Raw genomic sequence first — 21,607 nt, forward strand, 5'->3', positions numbered from 1 at the left:
TGTAGAAGAGGAAAGCTTGGTTGATGGGCGAAATATTTATTAGAGGAAAAGGAGTTATTCCATTATCAATAGCTGTGGTAGCATTAGGTACACTTTTCTTTACAAATGGTTTCATTCAACCTCAACATGATGATGTCCAAACCGTCGCATCAAGAGGGAGCTCTGGAGGATAATTGGTTAAAAAACGATAAAGTGGATTAAAGTGTAAGACTCCTTATGGTATTCTAGTAAAAGAATATTCCATAAAAGGAGTCTTTTTTATATGAAAATATTAGATGCTCCATCTTTACTGTCAGCTGTCGAACAAAGGTCAAAAGCCTATCAGGGCCTTCGAGACGAAATGCAGCATGTGAAAATAGCATTAAAAAGTGTGTCGGGATTAGGTGATGAATTTACTGGAAAAGGTGCAGACAATATTAAAGCCTTTTATGAGGATCTTGTGCTTTACACAGACACTTATCTTGATTTTATTGATATGCAAAAAGCTTTTTTAGATGGGGTAAAAGGAAAGCTTGATGATGAATCGTTAGGCGGGAGTACATTTATTGATGAGCATTTCTTAGACGCTCAACTGAAACAAGGGATTCAGAATAATAAAGATATGGTCAACGAACAAAAAGAAGCCTTATCCACTATTTTTGATGACATCAGTGATCTCATAGAACTGAATGTATTTTCAAGTAAAGAGGTCAATGAACATTTAGATGATGCGAACAAAAAAAGAAAAGATGCAATTGAGGTTTTACATAAAATAGATCATGAGCTAAAAACAGAATACGCAAAATCAGAAGCGATCGAAAAACACCTCGCAACTTTTTATGCAAAAATGATGGCTGCTACAGGAAAAGGAAAAAATGCGCAGCCCATGTATTACGATGCAAAAGCGTTTCATGAGACAGATGTGTACAAGAATCACGATAAAATCAATGCACAGGTGAAAGCATATTTAAAAGTGAAAAAAGAAGAAAAAGAGAAACGAAGAATCAAAGAATTGAAAGAAAAACTCAACGATCCTTCGTGTATATCAGAAGAGAAATACTTTGAGATTGTAGACGAAATTGGATATGAAAACCTTTCTTACGATCAAAAAATGTATTACAGCCAGCTTCTCCAGATCAAAGCGCAGGAAGAAGCATCAGAGGGGTTCGTTGATGTTGTAAAAGGTGCAGCAGTTGGTCTATATGATGTAGCCAAAGATACAGTAGTTGGCATCTACGATCTTGTGACAGATCCTGGAGGTGCCGTTGAATCGGTCGTAACGGCTGTTTCACATCCAATTGAAACGTCGAAAGCGATTGGAAAGTCGATTTCAGATTCATTCCAAAAAGAAGTCATCGATGGTGATGCATATTCTCGATCACACTGGTTCGCCTATGCGACTGGTTCTCTAGCAGAAATCGTCTTTGGCCCTAAAGGGGCAGGTGCCATTACAAAAACGGGGACAACAGCAGCTAAAACGACGGTGAAGAAAGGGCTTGAACAAGGAGCAAGATCATTAGACAGAGTCTCTATTCCGAATCTATTGCCATACTCACCAAAGTTTCAAATGGCTGGCGGCCCGAAGCTGCCGTATAACGTGTTTGACGGAGAAAATCTCAAAAATAAACTCCTCTCTATGGCAAAGCGCCTAGATAACAATTCAGGATACGGTATCTCTAAAACAGGCAGACGATTACCGGCACCAAAATCACCACCGACTATTGTTAGCTACGGAGATCACTATGTGAGATGGAAACGTAAAAAAGTATTAAAACCAAATGTTGTTTATTCAACAAAGCAAGGCTACACCTACACAACTGATCACTACGGACGTATTGTCAAAGTCGAAGCAAGTGATTTAAAATACGGAGAGGTCAAAAGAAACCAATATGCCCAATCCAATTCAGGTAAGCCAGATCGATTAATGGATGATGATGGAGGTCACTTGATTGCAACTATTTTTAAAGGTTCAGGGGATATTGATAACCTACTTCCGATGAATTCACAAATTAATCGTAGTGGTGGGAAATGGTATGAGATGGAGCAGAAGTGGAAAAAAGCATTAACGGCTGACCCTCCAAAGCATGTAGAGGTTAAAATTGAACCTGTCTATATGAATGATTCATTAAGACCTGCAGAGTTTCTTGTAGAATATAAAATCGGAGACCATAAGAGATTTAGAACTATTAAAAACAAGCCAGGAGGTTGAAGTATGGAAAAAATAGAAGAAAACTATAAAGAAATAGCGGAAATAATAAATGAAATGATTCCTGTAGAATGGGATAAAGTTTGGATGTATGCAGAAATCGTGGATGATTCGTCAGAAGTGAATTTTTATTTCTGCAACCCAGGCAATGAAGAATTAATATATGGTCATAATATTCCTGAAAAGTATAGTGTTAGCAACTCTATTTATAAAGAGTTATTATTAAAACTTCTCCATTCTTTTGAAGACTTAAAAAAGGAATATGTAAAAAATGGATTTGGAGATTGGTCGACAGCAATTTTAAAAATGGAGCAACCAGGGAAATTCTCGATTGAGTATGGGTACGAAGATATTTATTCATTAGGCATTGATGGTGATCAAAGAATCGCAGTTTGGGAATATGAAACGTTCGGATTTTTACCCGACGATGAAGAAGATAAAGAAGCCGTATTAATTTATGAAAAAAATAAAGAAGATAACTAACGCACAATACCCTCCAATTTAAGGAGGGTATTTCTCATATATGTTTCATAAAACCTCATTTCCATTATCTAAACCGATAAACCGTCACCTCACAATCACCCAGCACCTCTTCAATCATCTCTTCCACAATCGTCCAATCGCCGCCAGCCAATCCGCAGCCGATCCCGTATGGAATGGCGATGGACGTTTGTTTTTTCTCTTCAGGTGATTGTGTCACTGTATCCTTTAGATGTTGAAAGCAGCTGCGTAAGGCATCGTAGTCTGTTTGCTTTCTTGTTCTTCCGTATCCAGCTTGGGCAAATAAGTTGGCAATTGTTTTTCCGTCTTTTGTTGTGATGAGTTGAACGGAGCTTAACAAGTCATCTCCTTGTTCTGTACATAACTGTTTATAATCTTTGAACACATTCGGATATTTGCTTTTGATCTGTTTTGCTAATCCAGCTCCCATGACTCCTTTACAGTTCACTTGGTGACAAATGATGTCTTCGCTTGCCTCTAATATATTGCCGTCTACCGTTTTGATCATATGCAGTAACCCCTTTTTGATAAAATGCAAACTTACGTTCTATTATAACAGTTTTGTTCCTGTGATTTAATAGCCTTTGATGAGTTTTTAGTTAGTACACGATGTTCAGGTGACAGCAAAGTGACAAACATGTCATATGATTCCATGGTTTGTTCGTTCGATCGATGGAGGCAGACATCTCATTTCAATTATCCTTATCGTAAATCAAGTAAAAAGGGATGAAATGAGATGCAGGGACTTAATGAAGATTTATTTAGGCGGGTGAATGAGCTCAGTATCGATCATGGTTACTTGAATCCAATATTTATTGGACTAGCTGAATATACAGTGCTGCTGGCAGCGCTTGTGTGTCTGTTCGTATGGTTTCAAAATCGCAGCAGGTACAATAGGGCGATGGTCGTTTCTGCCGGACTGACCTTCGTACTCGCCGAGTTACTTGGGAAAATCGCTGGGGTGTTTTATTTTAATCAGCAGCCCTTTGCAGAAATGAGCCACGTCAATCTTTTGATTCAAAAGGAAGTGAATAACTCGTTTCCGAGTGATCATACCATCTTTATTTTTTCGATTTGTGTGATCTTTTGGCTGTTTCACAAACGCCATATGTATTGGCTGATCATTGCGTGTGCTGTTGGTTTTTCAAGGATTTGGGTAGGTGTTCATTATCCATTTGATGTATTAGCAGGAGCTGCTATAGCGTGTTTAACAGCCGTCGCCGTTGTATATTTGCCGATATGCCAAAAGAGCGTTGATGCCCTTTTGTCATGTTATGAATGGGTTGAACAAAAATTGGTAGGGAAGAGAACAAAATAATATTGTTGCAGCAAAATACCCCGATCTGCTAACGCTGAGATCGGGGTACTGTTTATTTTCGCCAAAACGTTGAACAATCCGCTTTGTCTTCGATATTAAATTCGATGATTTTTTTTAGGAGAGGATAATCAACTGACAAGCTTTCTTTCATGCGAAACAGATTTTTCCCATGATCGTACCCAGCTTGTACAATGTCAGCTGAAAATTGATCAATTCCTTTTGCTTCTGGTGCGACAGAAATGTGATGTTTTGCCACGCTAAACCCAATAATAAATGTGCCGTGATTTGTGAACATGGGCTGATTCCAAGCAATTCTTGGCTCTAATTGAGGGAATGTGTCTTCTACCCATTGTAAGATGTCTTGAGTGCGCTGCTTCAGCTCTGGGTTACCGATTTTGCTGATATATTCTTCAAACACATGCATGATATTTTATCCTCCCAATCCATCTACCTCATAAGCCTCAGACGGGATTCGAACCCGCACTCCTTTCGTAAGCATAGGCTAGGGGCAACACGCTTCCCTACGGAATTTCACCGACAGGAATTTCACCTGTCTCAGCTCATGTGCTTTTCGGTGCTTCTGAAACCCTTGCCTTGCGACCCGCCAGCTACAATTTGTTTTACGGCGCTCTTCCCTTCTAGAGCTACTGAGGCGTGTAAGTGATTGATCATATTATATATAGAAATTGGATAAATGAAAAGCTGCTATGAACCATCATAAGATTAGAAAGGCTTCGGCATTGCGCTTTTTTCATTTCATCTCAAGATGTTTATTTTTAAAAAAGGCGGAATTTTTTCGCAAATATCATTGACTAGGAGAAAGAAACGCACTTTCAATGGAAACGGTTATTGAAGATTCAAGTGATTCATATTAAAATGATGTCAAATGGACTAATTAGCAATTGCTAATAGAAGTTCCATATTTAGTGAAATATGTGTTGCAGCTGAAGGTGATTGGGGGTGTAGAATGAGCAAAGTTCCTGTTGCGGAATTGGCATCACTATTAAATGACTGGAACATGGAAATCAAAAAAGATCATGCAGATGAGGCAGAACGGTTATTTGCCAAAGCGAAACAAGCGGTAGAGGAAATTGATGATGCGGATATCCTCATATACTATTCTCTTCTTGAGAAGAGACATCACATTCTGATGTACAATTTAAGAGGGCAAAAGGGCAATGTTTCAACGAAAAGCATAGAGGGTCATTATGGAAAAAAAGAAGATGACCTGTCTAACCGTCTTGCCTATTATTTTGATTTTTATGAGGGTGTGTATGAGCAGCATCAAGGTAATTATGAGGTTGCATTGCAGATGTATCAAAGTGCTGAAAAGCTCTTAGATAAAATTCCAAGTGAGATAGAACGTGCTGATTTCGATTTTAAAGTGGCATGGCTTTATTACCGTCTCAGTCATATCATGCTCTCATTAAGCTATATCCGCAGAGCGCTGCACGTCTATAAGCGGCACAAGCAGTATGAAAGAAGAACGGCCCTTTCATACTCTCTTATAGCAGCGAATCTAACGGAGATCGGCCGGTATGAAGAGGCGCTTGAGAATTATCGTCTGGCAGAAGAAGTTTTGACAAGCGAGCAGGATGATTTTATGCTGGCTCAGCTTCATCACAATGTGGCCATTTTATATTCATTTTGGAATAAACCGAAGGAATCGATACTTCATCTTGAAAAAGCACTGTCCCATCAAGAGTATTATGATTCAGATTTCTTTTTCCATTCTACGTATCTGATCAGCCGGGAACTCTGTGTGATTGGTGAAAAGCAGCGTGCAAGCCAATATATAGAGGCTGCATATGCCAGAATAAAAGATGCTTCTCATGAAGTGTTTCAGCTAAAAATAGGCATCGTACATGATCTTTACTTAACGCATGCGCCACAAAGATTTCAGCAAATTGATGAGAAATTAAGAAAGTTAGAAGAAAAGAATGAATATCATGAAGTAAAAGAGCTATCACAATTTGCAGCAAAATATTGTGAAAAGCAAGCACTTTATGAGCAGTCTGTTTTTTACTTGAACAAAAGTTTAGAAGCGGATTTACATATGAAAAGAATGGGGTTGATTTAAGATGAAAACAGGATTAAAAGTATTATTCGTTGTCGGTTTAGCGGTCGCTGCGACTGTTCTATCGCAAAACGTTGCGGGTTCATTCGAAGTTGCAGAAAAAATCATTGGTGGTTAATATCTTTTTCTCTCGCCCTTGTTGATGATCGTCAGCAAGGGTTTTTTGTGTTTTAATAGGCTCTTCTTATTAAACGCTGCAAGAACGTTTAATAAGAAGAATTCGCAACAAAGGGGGTGTGCAAATTTATTACCTGCTCCATTATTCTAAATAAACATAGGGCAGAGCAACAAGTTAAAAAGGTCACTTTTCTTTGCTTAATTTAATTTTTTGCAGGACTTTTCATTCAAATTTTATCAAATTGGTCTAATGTACATAGAAGGAAAGAAAAAGCAGGAGCACCGCCCATCCGTCATGCATATGATGAGATAAGGTCTGATTCGAAGGCAGGTGATTGTATGTATCCACGGGTTTATGGTGGTTTTCATGGAGGCGGTTTTAGCGGAGGTGGGGCACATATTGGGCCGGTTGGTTCCCATATCGGCTTTGGCGGGTATTATTTGAGCCCTGGTGTATTCTCTGGCTTAGGCGGTTTTCCCGGGTACGGAGGATTCGGGACATTTTCTGGATATCCATATGGTTCAACGTTCATCATGGGACGCCCTCCTGGTTTTTATGTAAGGAGTTATTAGTGTAAGATCACAATAATTGAAATAGCCCCCTAAAGAGAGGCTATTTCAATTGGTGAAAGTGCTTCAATCCAGCAGTGATCACAATGATGCCTAGAATGATGATCGGCAGCCATATGATAATAAACGGATCGTAACGATCTGTGTATGCAGCAATAGCTGCACCTAGGCAGTAGAAGACAATAGAGCCTATTCGCATCAAGCTTACAAGCTGGATAGGGGCCTTTCTTTTTTCCCGGTATGATATACGCTGGGCTGCATCTTCAAATAGATTAGCAAGTGTACTCGTGAGAACGGTTGTGGAAATGCCAGCAACATTCAATTTACGTGCGGCCGCCGTTTGCATGCCCATAGCCATACTTAAAAGGATGATCAGCATAAAGTAAGCACCTTGTGTATAAGGGAAAATGGTCATGAGAGCAAATAGAAGCAAAATCATCAATTCGATGATAAAAATGCGTGTAACGGCTTTTGGCCAAAACGTTTTCTCGTGATTTCCGCCTATCACAACTGCAAGTAAAACCCCTAAAACGAATCCACTTAGAGCAATGATCGAATGAAGGGCTGTTAGCTGCAAGGAGCTTCCTGCAGCAATGCCAAGCAGCACAATATTACCTGTCATATTGGCTGTAAACACATGCCCTAGGCTTAAATAGCCAATCACATCCACAATTCCTGCGGAAAGACATAAGAAAATCAAAGCTGTATTTCGAAATGAATGTGCGGTCAAAATAGTCAACCCTTTCTTCCTCTCTAATGAATAAGTGTAACGCGTCATGACCGCAAATGTCCATCTGATGAGATGGTCACATGTGTGCAAGCTGATGTAAGACTTGTCTAAAAGCATCATCATTCACAAGGTGCCTCATGCGGCGGAACGGATCGCCCTTTTCCTTTAAACGCTCTATAACAGCCGGCATCGTAAAAAGAGAAGGATGAAGCTCATCATGATAGAGTTCGTCCCATTCAAGGGGTGTCGCAACAAGTCCAAGCTCATTTCCTCTTGGAGAATACGGAGCGATGATTGTTTTACCAGCATCGTGCTGAATGTAGTCTAAATACAAGCGATTGCCGCGTTTTTTCTTAAGACGTTCCAGAGTAAAAAGATCCGGTGCTTGCTCACATAAAAATTGGCATATGAACGCGGTGAATTGTCTTGTTTCTTCGTATGTGAAGGCGTTTTTCTTTAAAGGAATATAGACTTGAAGCCCTTTACCTCCGCTTGTTTTAATAAAGGCTGTGAGAAAAAGCCCGTCTAAAAGCGCTTTGATTCGTTTAGCGGCTTCTATGGCTAGATGAAACTCATTTACAGATGGCGGGTCTAGATCAAAGACGATTTCTGTCGGCCGATCCGTATCTCTTGTCTCAAAAGGGATATGAAATTCCATCGCCAGCTGGTTGCCAAGCCAAAGAAGCGTACGAGGATCATTACAGACCGTATAAGAAATATCATCAACTTCATCTGTTAAAACAAAATCCGGCGCATAATCAGGTGTCGACTTTTGATAAAAGAATTCTTCTCCAGTGCCATGCGGATACCGAATTAAAGTAAGACGCCTTTCACGTAAAAAGGGCAAAAGGTAGGGAGCCGCTTGTCTTAAATAAAGTAAGTAATCTGCCTTGTTTAGTTTAAGAGCCGGGACAATCGGTTTTTCAGGGTGAGTGACGTCTATAGCAGCAGGGAGTGGATACAGCTGTTTGAGCATTTGCTGAAATGTACATGCTGCTGGATCAGCATCTAGTAAAAAGGAAGAAAAACGCGGCTCTCTTAACGCCGATCCATCAAAGGATATACAAGCAATGCTGGCAACGATAGAAGGAGGGATTTCGTATAATGATCCTCCTGTTAACTGGCCTTTTGTCTGAAATAGCGTACGCAGCGTTTGTTCTTCTTCTTTAGAAAAACCATGCTTGAATTGGACAACCTCGATGAGAGCCGAATCTTGATAAATGGAACCTTGAAAATAGCCATTTTCTTTGTCAAAACGGGTGACAATGACAGAGACATACCGCCAGTTTTTCATTTTTAGCCATTCTTTTGAACGAGTATTGTCATGCCATTTACTCATCTTTTTTTTCGCTACTAGTCCTTCTGCTAAATATGTCGTCATCACGTTTTTCATGTATTCAGAGTCTGGGTCTGTATGAATGACCTGCAAAAGGGAAGGGTGCTCAAGCTGAACTGATGAGGGGAGCTTTGCTTCTTGGAATAATTGCTGCAGCTGATTTTTTCTTTCCATCAACGGTGAATCAACGAGAGGTTTCCCTTTGCAGCTTAATAGATCGAATGCAATGAAATGACATGGAAATCGTTCAGCCTGTCTTTGGATGGCTTCTTTGTTTTTCAGCCTGCCTCTTTGCTGAACCTTCGCAAACTCACTTTGCTCTTCACTTAGTAAAAAGACCAATTCTCCGTCAAGTGTCAGTGGAAGAAAGGGAGCAAATTCGTCTCTTAATTGTTCGCACTGATCCATCACTTCAGGAAATTGCTCATTTAGCTGTTTTCCGGTCCTGCTTTCTAAACGAATCTCGTCTTCTTCCCATACAAGAATAGCCCGAAAGCCATCATATTTTAATTCATACACCCAGTCTGCACCGGCAGGTATATCATGTGCAGGTGTTAATCGCATAGGTTTCATTGTGCATGTCACTTCCTTATATCATGTGTTCTTAGAGTGGGATGAAATTTTCAATCACATACATAAGTCTGATGAAAACATTACATAGTAAGGAGAAAAGAACGGAGGAAGCGCGATGCATACAGTATGGAAAGGCGGCATTAGTTTCGGATTGGTCAATATTCCAGTCAAGCTGTTTACCGCTACAGAGAACAAAGACATTAAATTAAGACAGCTGCATAAAGAGTGTCACACGCCGATTAACTACAAGAAAGTATGTGCCAATTGCGGTGAAGAGGTAGCGCCAGAACAAATTGTGAAGGCGTATGAATATGCGAAAAATAAATTTATTGAATTGGACGATGAAGAGCTAGAAAAACTGCGAAAAGAAAATGAAGAAAAAGCCGTTGAAATCATTGATTTTGTAAAGATTGAAGAGATAGATCCAATCTATTATGAAAGAAGTTATTTCTTATCACCGGATACCGGCGGATCGAAAGCTTATTCATTATTAAGAAAAGCTTTAGAGGAGTCGGGGAAAATTGGTGTGGCAAAAATTATGATCCGCTCAAAGGAGCAATTAGCGATCGTTAGGTGCTATGAACATATTTTGCTGATGGAAACCATTCATTTCCCTGACGAAATTAGACAAGTATCAGATGTACCGAATATCCCCCAAGAGGAGAACATTGTCAAGAAAGAGTTAGATACAGCGCTCCTTTTAATCGAGCAGCTGACCACAACGTTCGATCCAGCGGCATATCAAGATGAATACAGAGAACAGCTGATGAATTTAATTGGCGATAAAATATCTGGAGAACATACCGTTCAGCCAGAAACGACAGGCAAAAAAGATCCTGCAGCCAATGTGACAGATTTAATGGCCGCACTACAGGCTTCGATCGACCGATCAAAACCAGCCAAAGCGAAAAAAGCAGCACCTAAGAAAAGAAAAACTCCAGCGAAAAAAGAAAAGAATGCTTAAAAAAAGACCGCTGACAAGCGGTCTTAAATTGTTAACAAAAGACTAAAATGATCTTTATTTTAGCCTTTTTTTTCCTTCAGCGTGATAGAAAACCTTTGCAGCCCTAGGAAGGACGAGTACCGGAGCGGAGCGAATTTAACATTCGTGAGCACCGGCACGCAGGACTGACACCGAATGCGAGGGTTTGTCTACACGCTAAGACCGCTGACGAGCGGTCTTATTGCGGTTTTAACACGTCCTGAATCGTCCCGTCTTTTCGATGAATGACAACGGAAGTTCCTTTATTAGCTGAAATCTCCTTTGCCCGGTCAATTGCTTCTTGTTTTGTTTCTTTGACCTCACTTGCTCGTTTCGCTTTCTCTGTTTGAATCGCCCAGCCTTCCTCGTGTTTCACTACATGCTGCGCATGATCCATGAGCTCTGGTCTTGTGGAGCTGCTGCTCTCTGAAGGTTTGACAGAACCATGAGATGAAAAATTCTCTACCTCTTTCTCCGCTGCGTTCTTTTTCCACTCTTTCGCTTGACTGATTGCAATTGGAATGGCTCTATTTTCCTCATAGCCTTCCTGAATCATTTTATTGGCAATCTCAAGCGCTTTTTTTCGAATGACGTTGTCTAATGATTTAAATGAAGCTGGATAATCGTTCATCGTCCAAGGCATATGGACCGCTCCTTTCTGTTATTTTATTTGAACACCTTCCCCCATCTGCAATAAATCAAACATACAATGTCTCTCAAACTAATGTTAGGGATAAAATACATCGTTTTGCTGAGGCAGAATATCATTCATTCACGCAGAATAGAAGATAGAAAAGGAGTGATTTTGATGATGATGAAAGGTTTGTATGAAGCACATTTACCTGTGAGTGACTTGAAGACATCGATTGCGTTTTATGAAAAATTGGAATTGACACTTGCTCATGAAAATGAAAGAGTTGCTTTTTTATGGATTGAGAAAGGAAAGAGCTGGCTTGGACTGTGGAAAGTAGATATAAATGCCTATCCATACCATCCTTCGACTCGTCACGTTGCCTTTCAAATTACAACGTCCAGTATCGAACAGATTAAGACTTGGCTGATTGAAAGAGGCATCAGTATTCACCCAATGTTTGGTTTTTCAGAAGAAAAGCAGCCTTTAGTTCTCGATAATCCGCCGCAATTTCATGCAGCGATCTATTTTCTTGACCCAGATGAGAATCTGCTTGAATGCATTGCCCCGCTTGAACTTGATACAGCAGAAAACTACGATATCATGGCATATGAGGACTGGGACCAAAAGAAAAATCCGTTTATTGATTGACAAAATCACTCATTGTAACTATATTGATTACAACGGTGGTGAAAGATTGTGAAACAAATTAGCAGCAGGTATCCGATTGCTGTTCATATTGTGTCATTTATTGCAGGTGTTCCAAAAGAGTGTACTAGTGATTTTATTGCAGAGAGCGTGAATTCAAATCCAGCCATTGTTCGAAAAATGATGGCAATGCTCAAACGGGCGGGTCTCATTGAAATTCGCCGCGGTGTGGGCGGTGCTTATTTAAAAAGACCGGCTGAGGACATCACGCTGTTAGATGTGTATCGCGCTGTGGATGTAAGCGAGGATAAAGAATTATTTAACTTTCATCAGCCCGTCATCGCATGCCCGATTGGTCAAGCGATGGACACGAGACTTCGGCATGAACTAAAAGAAGCACAAGCTGCACTTGAGAATCACCTAAAGCAAGTGACAATTCAGCAATTATTAACAGAGGCGGAATAAAAAAGCTCGTACTTTAGAGCTTTTTTTACACCATTGTTGTAACCATTTCGATTATAACGAATGTACATCACCGTTGAACGAAAAATGAGGAGGTCAACAAATGAAATTATTAGTAACAGGCGCAACGGGACAACTTGGATCGCTCGTCGTCAAGCATTTGCTCACAAAAGTACCGGCTGAACAAATTTCAGTCAGTGTTCGAAATCCGCAAAAAGCAGCACATTTGAAGGATGCAGGGGTGGATGTACGCCATGGAGATTTTACTCAGCCAGACACCCTGGCATCAGCATTTAAGGGCATTGATCGTCTGTTGATCATTTCAACAGCGGATGGTGACCGCGTCGAGCAGCATAAAGCAGCAATTGAAGCGGCGAAAGCAGCAAATGTGAGGTTTATTGCTTATACAAGTGTTGTCAATGCAAGAGAGAGTCAGCTTGTCCTTGCAAATGACCATGCCAAAACAGAAGAAGCCATTTTGGCCTCTGGCATTCCTCATGTATTTTTAAGAAACAACTGGTATGTTGAAAACGAAAAGGATACGATTCTGGCGTCAGTCAGCGGCGCACCATTTTTAAGCCCTATTGGCGAAGGAAAGGTTGGCTGGGCAACAAGAAATGACTACGCAGAAGCGGCAGCAAATGCGTTAACACTTGCCGTACATGATCAGGAGATATATGAACTGTCAGGACCTCTTCGGACGCATAGTGAACTTGCACAAATTGTTAGTAAGGTGAGTGGAAAAGAAATCAAAGTAGAAAAAATAGATGTAGACACCTTTGGAGACTTTTTAGCTTCAAATGGTGTACCAAAAGAAGCAGTGCCATTTGTCAAAGCCATTCAAAGCGGCATACGCGATGGTGCTTTAGCTGTCGAAAGTCAAGATTTCGAAACATTACTAGGCCGGCCGTTAACACCTATTGAAGAGAGAATTCGTGAATTGATTTCAGAATAAACAACAAAAACGCCCTATGAAAAGGGCGTTTTTTCCATCCGAAAAGCTCACGCCAGTTTTAAAAAATCATCTTGCCACTAGGTGAATGGACATAGTAAGATGACGACATACAAGATGAACTGCTCATCTACTGCTGATGTAAAGGAAGCTGCTAATGGAAATGAAGACAACTGCTCAAACGAAATCAATTGCACTGCCGCTTGTGATTTCAATTATTGCCATTTCGTTTTCTGCAATCATTGTGAAATGGTCAAATGCACCTGCTGCTATTTTAAGTATGTATCGAATGATTTTTGCGGCGGCTCTCATGCTGCCGTTTATCTTGCCAAGAAAAAAAGAATTTCTCTCGATAAAGCGCAGAGACTGGTTTTTCTTATGTACCTCAGGCTTCTTTTTAGGGCTTCACTTTGTGTTATGGTTTGGCTCACTGAAGCTGACGACAGTGGCAAGCTCTACCATTATTATCGCCCTTCAGCCGATGGTGTCCTTATTAGGAGGATTCCTCATTTTCCGTGAACGAACAACAATGTCTGCAATATTAACGATGTGTGGGGCGATTGTTGGTGCCCTCATGATAGGCTGGGGAGATATTGGTCATAGCAAGGAAGCCATCTTAGGAGATATTTTATCCTTTTTGAGTGTGATCGCTGTTGTTTGTTATTTGTTAATAGGCCAACAGGCTGTTAGAAAAATATCTCATTGGATTTATAGTTTTTGTGTATTTGGCTTTGCCGGTCTTTTTTTAATTTTATTCAACCTGCTTCAGCAAACTCCTTTTATAGGCTATCCGGTTAAAGAGTGGGGAATCTTTTTATTGCTCGCCATTATTCCCACGATGTCTCATGTCATTAATAATTGGCTATTAACCTATGTTAATGCGACTACCATTTCAATGAGTATTCTAGGTGAACCTGTTGGGGCAACGATCCTTGCTGTATGGCTGCTTGGAGAGAAAGTCACGCTGCTTCAAATGCTTGGCGGTCTGCTTGTTCTTTTAGGCGTCTTTTTCTTTTTGATGCAGCAGCGTCAAGGTATCGTGATGAAAACAAAAAAATCCGGTTAACTTCCGGATTTTTTACTCTTTTAAATCGTTTTTTTCAATCACTTTGTTTAATCTTGCCTCGATTTTTTTCAATTCCATTCGTTTTCTTCTAATCATGCGAAACGCGATAACAATGATTGTCACAATAAAGGCAATGAATAGAAGAGAGAACACTTGAAATAGAAGATCTCCCATGTTGAATGCCATATTCTCTCTATTAGACATACGTAAAACCTCCTTTTCTATCTATATATTACCATAATCAATAAAAGATTGAGATTTATCCATAATTTATCTATAATAGGTAAAATATCACTCATTAAAGGAGAACCAATATGAGAACTTTAGTCCTTTTACGAGGTCTCCCAGGCGTAGGTAAATCAACATGGATCAAAGAACAAGGCTTAGAGCCTTACACTTTATCAGCGGATCAAATCCGGCTGTTAACTCAGCCGCCGCAGCTATCAGTCAATGGGAAACTAGACATTTCAAGCAAGCATGACCACAAAGTTTGGTCTTTATTATTCGATCTACTCACAGCCCGTATGGAGCGCGGAGACTTTACTGTGATTGATGCGACACATATTTCAAGTAAATCGATTTCTCAATATAAGTCTTTAGCGACATCTTATCGTTACAGGGTGTATGTCGTCGATTTCACGCAGGTCCCCCTTGAAACAGCTCTTTTGCAAAATCGCTCACGTGAATCTCACAAAGTGGTGCGGGAATCTGTTTTGTATCAAATGAACGAGCGGTTAAAAACAGAAAAGGTCCCATCATGGGTGACTGTTTTGCAGCCGGAGGATTATCCGCAAGTGATGACTTATCAGCCTCGATCCTTTGATCAATATGAGGCCATTCATGTTTTCGGAGATATTCACGGTTGTTACACCGCACTTACCACCTATTTGCAAGGAGACATCAAAGAAAACGAACTTTATATCTTTGCAGGTGACTTGCTTGATAGAGGAATAGAAAACAAAGAAGTATTAGAATGGATGCTCGCCCATAGGGAATGCCGGAATGTCATCGTCATTGAAGGCAATCATGATCAGCATTTATACCGGTTTGCACATGGTGAAAAAGTCAGAAGCAATATGTTTAATCGTCATACTGTGCCTGAAATTGAAGCAGCAAACTTTGATTTGAAGGAAGTACGAAAGTTTGTCAGAACCTTTCATCAGCTTACTTATTTTACGTACCATGATCAGACATTTCTTGTTACACATGGCGGGCTTGCTCATTTGCCAGAAGAACTTCTGCATGTCTCAACACAGCAGCTCATTCACGGCGTAGGAGAATATTCAGATGATATTGATCACTTATTTGTACAAAATACGGCTGGGCTGGATATCATCCAAATTCACGGGCATCGCAATTTATACAGACTGCCTATTCACGCAGCGGAAAGGTCTTATAACCTAGAAGGTCAGGTTGAATTTGGGGGGCAGCTGCGGGTGTTGAAAATCACACCTGACGGGATTGAGACTCATGAAATCGACAATCCAGTCTACAGAGCGTCTGAGAAAAAACAATCGGCTGCTGTTCAGCCAGATATTTCACTGGATGATTTTTTAGCTCATTTAGATCAGCATGAATACGTACAGGAATTAAAGCTTCCGCACCATATTTCATCTTTTAATTTTACGAAAAAGGCTTTTAGTGAACGGCAGTGGGATGATGTGAATGTGAAAGCAAGAGGTTTGTTTGTCAATATGGTTTCTAAGCAGATTGTGTCTAGAAGCTACAATAAATTTTTTAACATTGATGAGCGTCCGGAGACAAGAATGCAGCATTTAGTGAACCATCTTCAATTCCCTGTCACCGTATATGATAAAGCAAATGGATACTTAGGAACTGTTGGGTATAATGAAATGGAAGATGAATTGGTGTTTACATCCAAATCCTATACATCACATGTGAAACAAAATCAGCATGCTTCATGGGTCGAAGAGCTATTTAATAAGACCTTCAGTGACGTGCAGGCTGATTACATTAAATCATATGTCCGTGACCACCATGTATCTCTTGTGTTTGAAGTCATTTTGCCAAAAAAAGATCCGCATATTATCACATATGAACAAGATCAACTCATTTTACTTGATATTGTGAAGCGGCAGTTAAGCTATGAAAAAGCACCATTCGCTGAAGTGAAAAGATTAAGTGAACAGCTTGGAATATCCTGCAAGCAGGAAGTGGCTGTTTTCCATGATTGGACGTCTTTTTATAAATGGTATCAGGCTGTCTCTCATGATAATACAATTAAAGAAGAGGGGTATGTCATTGAGGATGATCAAGGCTTTATGACAAAACTCAAGCTCCCTTATTATCAATTCTGGAAGCAGATGCGCGGGATGAAGCAGCGCGTTGCAGAGAAGCGTACCTCGCAAAAATATATGCAGGCTTTGCAGACAGCGGAGCAAGCAAGATTTTATACATGGCTTCTTGAGCAAGAAGCAGATCATGTGAGGAATAGCTCAATTATTGAACTGCGATCACAATTTGAACAAAGCGGTACTGTCCAATTGAATAATGATGAAATAAATGCATAGTCTAACAAAGAGTCTTTTCTAAGGAAAAGGCTTTTTTTGATGCAATTGAAAGGTGGATACTTGCATGTCTGACCATATTGAAGTCATTCTTCGGACGATGTTTGCTTTTGCGATTTTATTTGGAGGAGCACGTCTTTTAGGGAAACAAACCATTGCGCAAATGAATATTTTTGATTTTATAGCAGCCATCAGCTTAGGTTCAATTGCAGCGAACCTGGCGTTTAATACAACGCTCCCGCTTCAGCACACAACGATTTCCTTTGTGTCACTTGTCATGATTATTTATGTGATTTCCCTGCTTGCATTAAGAAGCCGGAAGATGAGAGGGTTGATGGCGGGTAAACCAACACTTGTCATACAAAATGGAAAAATTCTTGAAGGAAATATGAAAGGGATGAGATATACCCTTGATTATTTAAATCAGCAGCTGAGAGAAAAAGACATCTTTGATATTAGCGAAGTTGAATTTGCAATGATTGAAACAGATGGGCATATGTCAGTGAAAAAATACCCTTCGTTTGAAAAAGTCACGCGGAAGGATCTTCATTTATTCATGGAGGCAGAGCGTTACATGCCGATTGAAGTCATCATGGACGGGAAACTCATCCAAAAAAATATACAAGAAAATCAATTAACAGAGCAATGGATAGAAGAAGAGCTGAAAAAAAGGCAGCTGTCCTTAAAGGACATTGTTTATGCTGTCCGTTCAAGTAATGGAAGCTTATATATTGATACATATGACGACCACATTCATTCCCCAATCGATCAGGAATGAATGTGTAGTGCTGATGACACCTGCATGACACACATTTGACAATCTTTATAAGCCCTTTGGATGTCATGTGACTAGGTATCATTTCTCAATTATTATTATTTTCAGAAAATGTAGTGACGGAATAAAATAAGTATGTTTAAGTATAAATAGATGAAATTAAAATATTAATATAATATACCACAAGCGGAATGAACGTTCATTCCTATAAAGGAGGGGATGAAATGCCAGCAGTGACTGATAAACAAGAACAGATCATGAAGGCTTCGCTGGAACTATTTATTGAACGAGGCTTTGATGGCACCACAATGCCGATGATTTCAAAAAGAGCAAACGTCGGAGCGGGCACCATTTACCGTTATTTTGACAGCAAGGAGGCACTCGTCAATATTTTGTACCAGCGCAGCCTCTCAGCATTTATCGAAAAAATGAACACAAACAGTCCAGATCCAAAGTTAAGTATTCGGGCGTACTTTAAGCATGTATTTTATTGCTTAGTTTTATTTACAAAGGAGAATCCAAGCGGGCTGTATTTCTTAGAGATTGATAAACGGTCCCATTACTTAGACGAGACGAGCAAAGAGAAAATGCAGCATTTGTTACATGAGCTATTCCTTATCTTTGAAGAAGGAAAAAAGGATGGGATTCACCCAAACCTCTCAGGCAGAACCATTTTATCCATTGTATTTGGTGCCTTCGTGCAGCTGCATAAACAAATTCTTGCAGAAAAAATAGAGCCAACGATTGAATTTTTAGAGGATATTGAGCAATGTTTATGGCGCGCCATTAGCATTGCATCTTAAAGAAATAAAGGGAGTGGGCATATGAAGCAAACATCAATCATTCCAAAACCAAAAACATACGGACCTTTAAAAAATATTCCCCATATAAAAAAGGGAGAGCTTGCTCAAACCTTTTGGCGGCTGGCAGATGAATTAGGACCGATCTTTCAGTTTGAATTTTCAAATGCAACAAGTATTTTTGTTTCCAGCCATGAACTTGTCAAAGAAGTATGTGACGAAAGCCGTTTTGATAAATTTATTGGAACTAGTCTGAGTAAAGTAAGAGCATTTGCAGGGGACGGACTATTTACAAGCTGGACAGAAGAACCGAACTGGAGAAAGGCTCATCAAATTTTGATGCCTGCATTCAGCCAGCAGGCCATGAAGGGCTATCATGAGATGATGCTCGATATTGCCACACAGCTTGTGCAAAAATGGCAAAGAACAGGCCGCGATGAAGAAATTGAAGTAGCTGAGGATATGACAAAGCTGACTTTAGATACGATCGGCCTTTGCGGTTTTGATTTTCGCTTTAACAGCTTTTATAAAGAAAATCAGCATCCGTTTATCGACAGCATGCTGAAAGGCTTAAATGAAGCAATGGAGCAGTCGAGTCGATTGCCAATTGCAGATAAACTCATGATCAAAAGAAGAAAAGAATTTGACCAGCATGTCGATTTTATGAAGCAATTAGTAGATGACATTATTCAGGAACGAAGAAAACAAGATAAAGCGGGCGATGATTTACTGTCTCTTATGCTGCATGCAGAGGACCCTGAAACAGGTGAACGTTTATCCGATGAAAATATCCGTTATCAAATCATCACCTTCTTAATTGCAGGCCACGAAACAACAAGCGGGCTGCTATCATTTGCGATTTATTTCTTACTGAAGAATCCAGAGAAATTAAAGAAAGCCGTCCAAGAAGCAGATGAGGTACTGCAGGGCGGGCTTCCGGCATTTAAACAGGTGCAAAAGCTAAGCTACACTCGTATGGTGTTAAATGAAGCTCTCCGCCTCTGGCCAACAGCGCCTACGTTCTCTCTTTATGCGAAAGAGGACACAGTAATCGGGGGAAAATATCCGATTCAAAAAAATCAAAGTGTCTCTGTTCTGCTCCCTAAATTACACCGTGATCCAGCGGTATGGGGCGAGGATGCTGAAGAATTTAAACCAGAGCGGTTTACACATCCTGAGAAAATCCCGCAACATGCCTACAAGCCTTTTGGGAATGGACAGCGTGCATGTATCGGTATGCAGTTCGCCCTGCATGAAGCTACGATGGTTCTCGCGATGGTTCTGCACAATTTAGAGTTAATTGATTACACATCTTATGAGCTTGATTTAAAAGAATCTCTCACAATTAAACCTAACGATTTTAAAATCAAAGTGCGGCCAAGGAACCAGCAATTCTTTATGGCACCACCGAAAGAAGAATCTAAGAAAAGCACCAAATCTCATGAGTCAAAAGTGGCGAGTCACGGTACACCGCTGCTAGTTTTATACGGATCAAATCTTGGTACGGCGAAGCAAATAGCGAACGAATTGGCTGAAGATGGGAAAGCAAAAGGGTTTGATGTGACCACTGCGCCGCTTGATGACTTTACACGCCAATTGCCAGATACAGGTGCTGTCTTCATCGTGACCGCTTCATACAACGGACATCCGCCTGACAATGCGAAGCAATTTGTGGATTGGCTGGCGCAGGATGAAGAGCAGGATTTATCAAACGTGACATTTGCTGTCTTTGGATGCGGAGATCGAAATTGGGCGAGTACGTACCAGCGGATCCCCCGTCTAATTGATGAAGCTCTAGAAAGAAAAGGAGCCAAACGTGTAGCTGATTTAGGAGAAGGTGATGCAGGCGGTGATATGGATGAGGATAAAGAAATCTTCCAGAAAACAGTCTTCGAACAGCTTGCAAAAGAATTTAAGCTCACCTTCCAAGAAAAGGGGAAGGAAAAACCAAACCTATCAGTTTCTTATACGAATGAGCTAGTGGAGCGTCCTGTAGCTAAAATATATGATGCCTTTTCAGCTGTTGTATTGAAAAATGAAGAATTACAATCAGAAACAAGCACGCGGCAGACAAGACATATTGAACTGAAGTTGCCTGCTGGCAAAGCATACAAAGAAGGGGATCATATCGGGATTGTGCCGAAAAATAGTGATGCACTCGTTGAGCGTGTGACCTGCCGCTTTAAACTAGATCCAGAGCAGCGCATTAAGCTCTCATCTGATAAAGAGGCAAGTCATTTACCATTAGATCAGCCGATTCCAATCAAAGAATTACTTGCCTCGCATGTTGAGCTTCAAGAACCTGCAACACGTACACAGCTAAGAGAGCTTGCAGCACATACGGTATGTCCGCCTCACCGCGTAGAACTTGAACAAATGGCTGGTGAAGCATATCAAGAAGCCATCTTAAAGAAACGAGTAACCATGCTGGATTTATTAGATCAATATGAAGCGTGTGAGCTGCCATTTGTACACTTTTTGGCGCTTTTACCAGGTTTGAAGCCGCGTTATTATTCGATCTCTAGCTCGCCAAAGGTAGATGAAGAAAAAGTCAGTATCACAGTGGCAGTTGTCAAAGGTAAAGCATGGAGCGGCAGCGGAGAATATGCCGGAGTCGCATCAACCTATTTATGTGGTCTGAAAGAAGGGGAAGAAGTAGCCTGCTTCCTGCATGAAGCACAAGACGGATTCCAGCTGCCCCCTTCATCAGACATACCGATGATTATGATTGGACCAGGTACAGGAATCGCTCCATTTAGAGGATTTGTTCAGGCAAGAGAAGTGTGGCAGAAGGAAGGGAAGCAGCTAGGCGAAGCCCACCTATATTTTGGCTGCCGTCACCCTCAGGAAGATGATCTGTATTTTGATGAAATGAAGCTTGCAGCGCAAAACGGCATTGTCCATATCCATCGTGCTTATTCTCGTTACGATGAGCAAAAAGTATATGTCCAGCATTTGTTGAAAGAAGACGGCGGCATGCTGATCGAATTGCTTGATCAAGGTGCTTATCTGTACGTGTGCGGAGACGGAAAAGTTATGGCCCCTGATGTAGAGGCTACACTGATCGATCTTTATCAAAACGAGAAACAATGCTCGAGAGAAACAGCTGAAAATTGGCTGACAACCCTCGCAAATGACAATAGATATGTAAAAGATGTGTGGAGCTGACAAAGAGGAAAGACCGCCTATTAGGCGGTTTTTTCTATTCTCATAGAAAGAGATCGATAGAATGAAGGTTGGGAAGATACAAAACACCTAATTTGGAAATGAAATATTTTGTAAAAAATAAGAATATTCTCTCATTTACTCCAATATGAAACAATCGTATGATTTTTGATATAGGACATAAAGGAGGA

At 40.4% G+C, this 21,607-nt stretch carries 19 protein-coding genes; 13 read left to right on the plus strand and 6 right to left on the minus strand.

Features of this window, described 5'->3' with window-relative positions; all coding sequences use genetic code 11:
* Positions 1 to 262 precede the first annotated feature (262 nt).
* Both NSU11_RS08635 and NSU11_RS08640 read left to right on the plus strand, forming a co-directional pair.
* Entirely contained in the window at positions 263 to 2,188 is a 1,926-nt protein-coding gene (locus tag NSU11_RS08635) for a T7SS effector LXG polymorphic toxin (RefSeq protein WP_024425105.1), read from the plus strand.
* A 3-nt stretch (positions 2,189 to 2,191) separates the two neighbouring features.
* Complete coding sequence (locus NSU11_RS08640) at positions 2,192 to 2,668, plus strand: immunity protein YezG family protein (protein WP_024425106.1); 477 nt, start codon at positions 2,192 to 2,194, stop codon at positions 2,666 to 2,668.
* A gap of 64 nt (positions 2,669 to 2,732) precedes the next feature.
* Here the strand turns inward: NSU11_RS08640 and NSU11_RS08645 are convergent, their stop codons facing one another.
* Positions 2,733 to 3,194 carry a macro domain-containing protein gene (locus NSU11_RS08645; RefSeq protein ID WP_024425107.1) on the minus strand — a complete coding sequence of 154 codons (462 nt, stop codon included), beginning with the start codon at positions 3,192 to 3,194 and terminating at the stop codon, positions 2,733 to 2,735.
* A gap of 228 nt (positions 3,195 to 3,422) precedes the next feature.
* Here NSU11_RS08645 and NSU11_RS08650 point away from each other — a divergent pair, with 228 nt between their 5' ends.
* A complete protein-coding gene (locus NSU11_RS08650) occupies positions 3,423 to 4,004 on the plus strand; it encodes an undecaprenyl-diphosphatase (protein ID WP_342493878.1) in 582 nt (193 codons plus the stop codon).
* 52 nt (positions 4,005 to 4,056) lie between these two features.
* On the opposite strand, the gene NSU11_RS08655 is transcribed toward NSU11_RS08650, so the two are convergent.
* The gene (locus NSU11_RS08655; protein ID WP_206533830.1) at positions 4,057 to 4,428 is read right to left on the minus strand and encodes an iron chaperone; all 372 of its coding nucleotides are present in this window, start codon (positions 4,426 to 4,428) and stop codon (positions 4,057 to 4,059) included.
* Between the two features lie 543 nt (positions 4,429 to 4,971).
* Here NSU11_RS08655 and NSU11_RS08660 point away from each other — a divergent pair.
* Positions 4,972 to 6,084, plus strand: a complete 1,113-nt coding sequence (locus NSU11_RS08660) for a tetratricopeptide repeat protein (protein ID WP_151039499.1) — start codon at positions 4,972 to 4,974, stop codon at positions 6,082 to 6,084.
* 727 nt (positions 6,085 to 6,811) lie between these two features.
* Here NSU11_RS08660 and NSU11_RS08665 read toward each other — a convergent pair.
* Both NSU11_RS08665 and NSU11_RS08670 read right to left on the minus strand, forming a co-directional pair.
* Complete coding sequence (locus NSU11_RS08665) at positions 6,812 to 7,507, minus strand: YoaK family protein (protein ID WP_149126624.1); 696 nt, start codon at positions 7,505 to 7,507, stop codon at positions 6,812 to 6,814.
* A gap of 67 nt (positions 7,508 to 7,574) precedes the next feature.
* Complete coding sequence (locus tag NSU11_RS08670) at positions 7,575 to 9,407, minus strand: DNA ligase D (protein WP_283860098.1); 1,833 nt, start codon at positions 9,405 to 9,407, stop codon at positions 7,575 to 7,577.
* A gap of 115 nt (positions 9,408 to 9,522) precedes the next feature.
* On the opposite strand from NSU11_RS08670, the gene NSU11_RS08675 reads away from it, so the two are divergent.
* A complete protein-coding gene (locus NSU11_RS08675; RefSeq protein WP_342493879.1) occupies positions 9,523 to 10,371 on the plus strand; it encodes a Ku protein in 849 nt (282 codons plus the stop codon).
* A gap of 217 nt (positions 10,372 to 10,588) precedes the next feature.
* Here NSU11_RS08675 and NSU11_RS08680 read toward each other — a convergent pair whose 3' ends face one another.
* The gene (locus tag NSU11_RS08680; protein ID WP_024425114.1) at positions 10,589 to 11,032 is read right to left on the minus strand and encodes a DUF2188 domain-containing protein; all 444 of its coding nucleotides are present in this window, start codon (positions 11,030 to 11,032) and stop codon (positions 10,589 to 10,591) included.
* Between the two features lie 165 nt (positions 11,033 to 11,197).
* Here NSU11_RS08680 and NSU11_RS08685 point away from each other — a divergent pair, with 165 nt between their 5' ends.
* The 4 genes from NSU11_RS08685 to NSU11_RS08700 all read left to right on the plus strand — a co-directional run bounded on the left by NSU11_RS08685 (position 11,198) and on the right by NSU11_RS08700 (position 14,148).
* Positions 11,198 to 11,671: a glutathione transferase gene (locus tag NSU11_RS08685; protein WP_051170147.1), complete on the plus strand. Its 474-nt coding sequence runs from the start codon at positions 11,198 to 11,200 to the stop codon at positions 11,669 to 11,671.
* Between the two features lie 48 nt (positions 11,672 to 11,719).
* A complete protein-coding gene (locus NSU11_RS08690; RefSeq protein WP_024425116.1) occupies positions 11,720 to 12,133 on the plus strand; it encodes an Rrf2 family transcriptional regulator in 414 nt (137 codons plus the stop codon).
* A 100-nt stretch (positions 12,134 to 12,233) separates the two neighbouring features.
* Entirely contained in the window at positions 12,234 to 13,085 is an 852-nt protein-coding gene (locus NSU11_RS08695; RefSeq protein ID WP_024425117.1) for an SDR family oxidoreductase, read from the plus strand.
* Positions 13,086 to 13,239: 154 nt separating this feature from the next.
* Positions 13,240 to 14,148, plus strand: a complete 909-nt coding sequence (locus NSU11_RS08700; RefSeq protein WP_024425118.1) for a DMT family transporter — start codon at positions 13,240 to 13,242, stop codon at positions 14,146 to 14,148.
* Between the two features lie 12 nt (positions 14,149 to 14,160).
* Here NSU11_RS08700 and NSU11_RS08705 read toward each other — a convergent pair whose 3' ends face one another.
* Entirely contained in the window at positions 14,161 to 14,352 is a 192-nt protein-coding gene (locus tag NSU11_RS08705; protein WP_024425119.1) for a hypothetical protein, read from the minus strand.
* 110 nt (positions 14,353 to 14,462) lie between these two features.
* Between NSU11_RS08705 and NSU11_RS08710 the strand changes: the two genes are divergently transcribed.
* The 4 genes from NSU11_RS08710 to NSU11_RS08725 all read left to right on the plus strand — a co-directional run bounded on the left by NSU11_RS08710 (position 14,463) and on the right by NSU11_RS08725 (position 21,419).
* On the plus strand, positions 14,463 to 16,679 hold the full coding sequence (locus tag NSU11_RS08710) for an RNA ligase (protein WP_024425120.1): 2,217 nt from the start codon (positions 14,463 to 14,465) through the stop codon (positions 16,677 to 16,679).
* 64 nt (positions 16,680 to 16,743) lie between these two features.
* A complete protein-coding gene (locus NSU11_RS08715) occupies positions 16,744 to 17,454 on the plus strand; it encodes a DUF421 domain-containing protein (protein ID WP_024425121.1) in 711 nt (236 codons plus the stop codon).
* Between the two features lie 221 nt (positions 17,455 to 17,675).
* A complete protein-coding gene (locus NSU11_RS08720; protein WP_024425122.1) occupies positions 17,676 to 18,254 on the plus strand; it encodes a TetR/AcrR family transcriptional regulator in 579 nt (192 codons plus the stop codon).
* A gap of 21 nt (positions 18,255 to 18,275) precedes the next feature.
* Positions 18,276 to 21,419, plus strand: a complete 3,144-nt coding sequence (locus NSU11_RS08725) for a bifunctional cytochrome P450/NADPH--P450 reductase (RefSeq protein WP_342493880.1) — start codon at positions 18,276 to 18,278, stop codon at positions 21,417 to 21,419.
* Positions 21,420 to 21,607: the final 188 nt, after the last annotated feature.

Origin of the sequence: Bacillus sp. FSL R5-0712 (assembly GCF_038593285.1) — a bacterium.
Taxonomy (GTDB): Bacteria; Bacillota; Bacilli; order Bacillales; family Bacillaceae; genus Bacillus; species Bacillus safensis.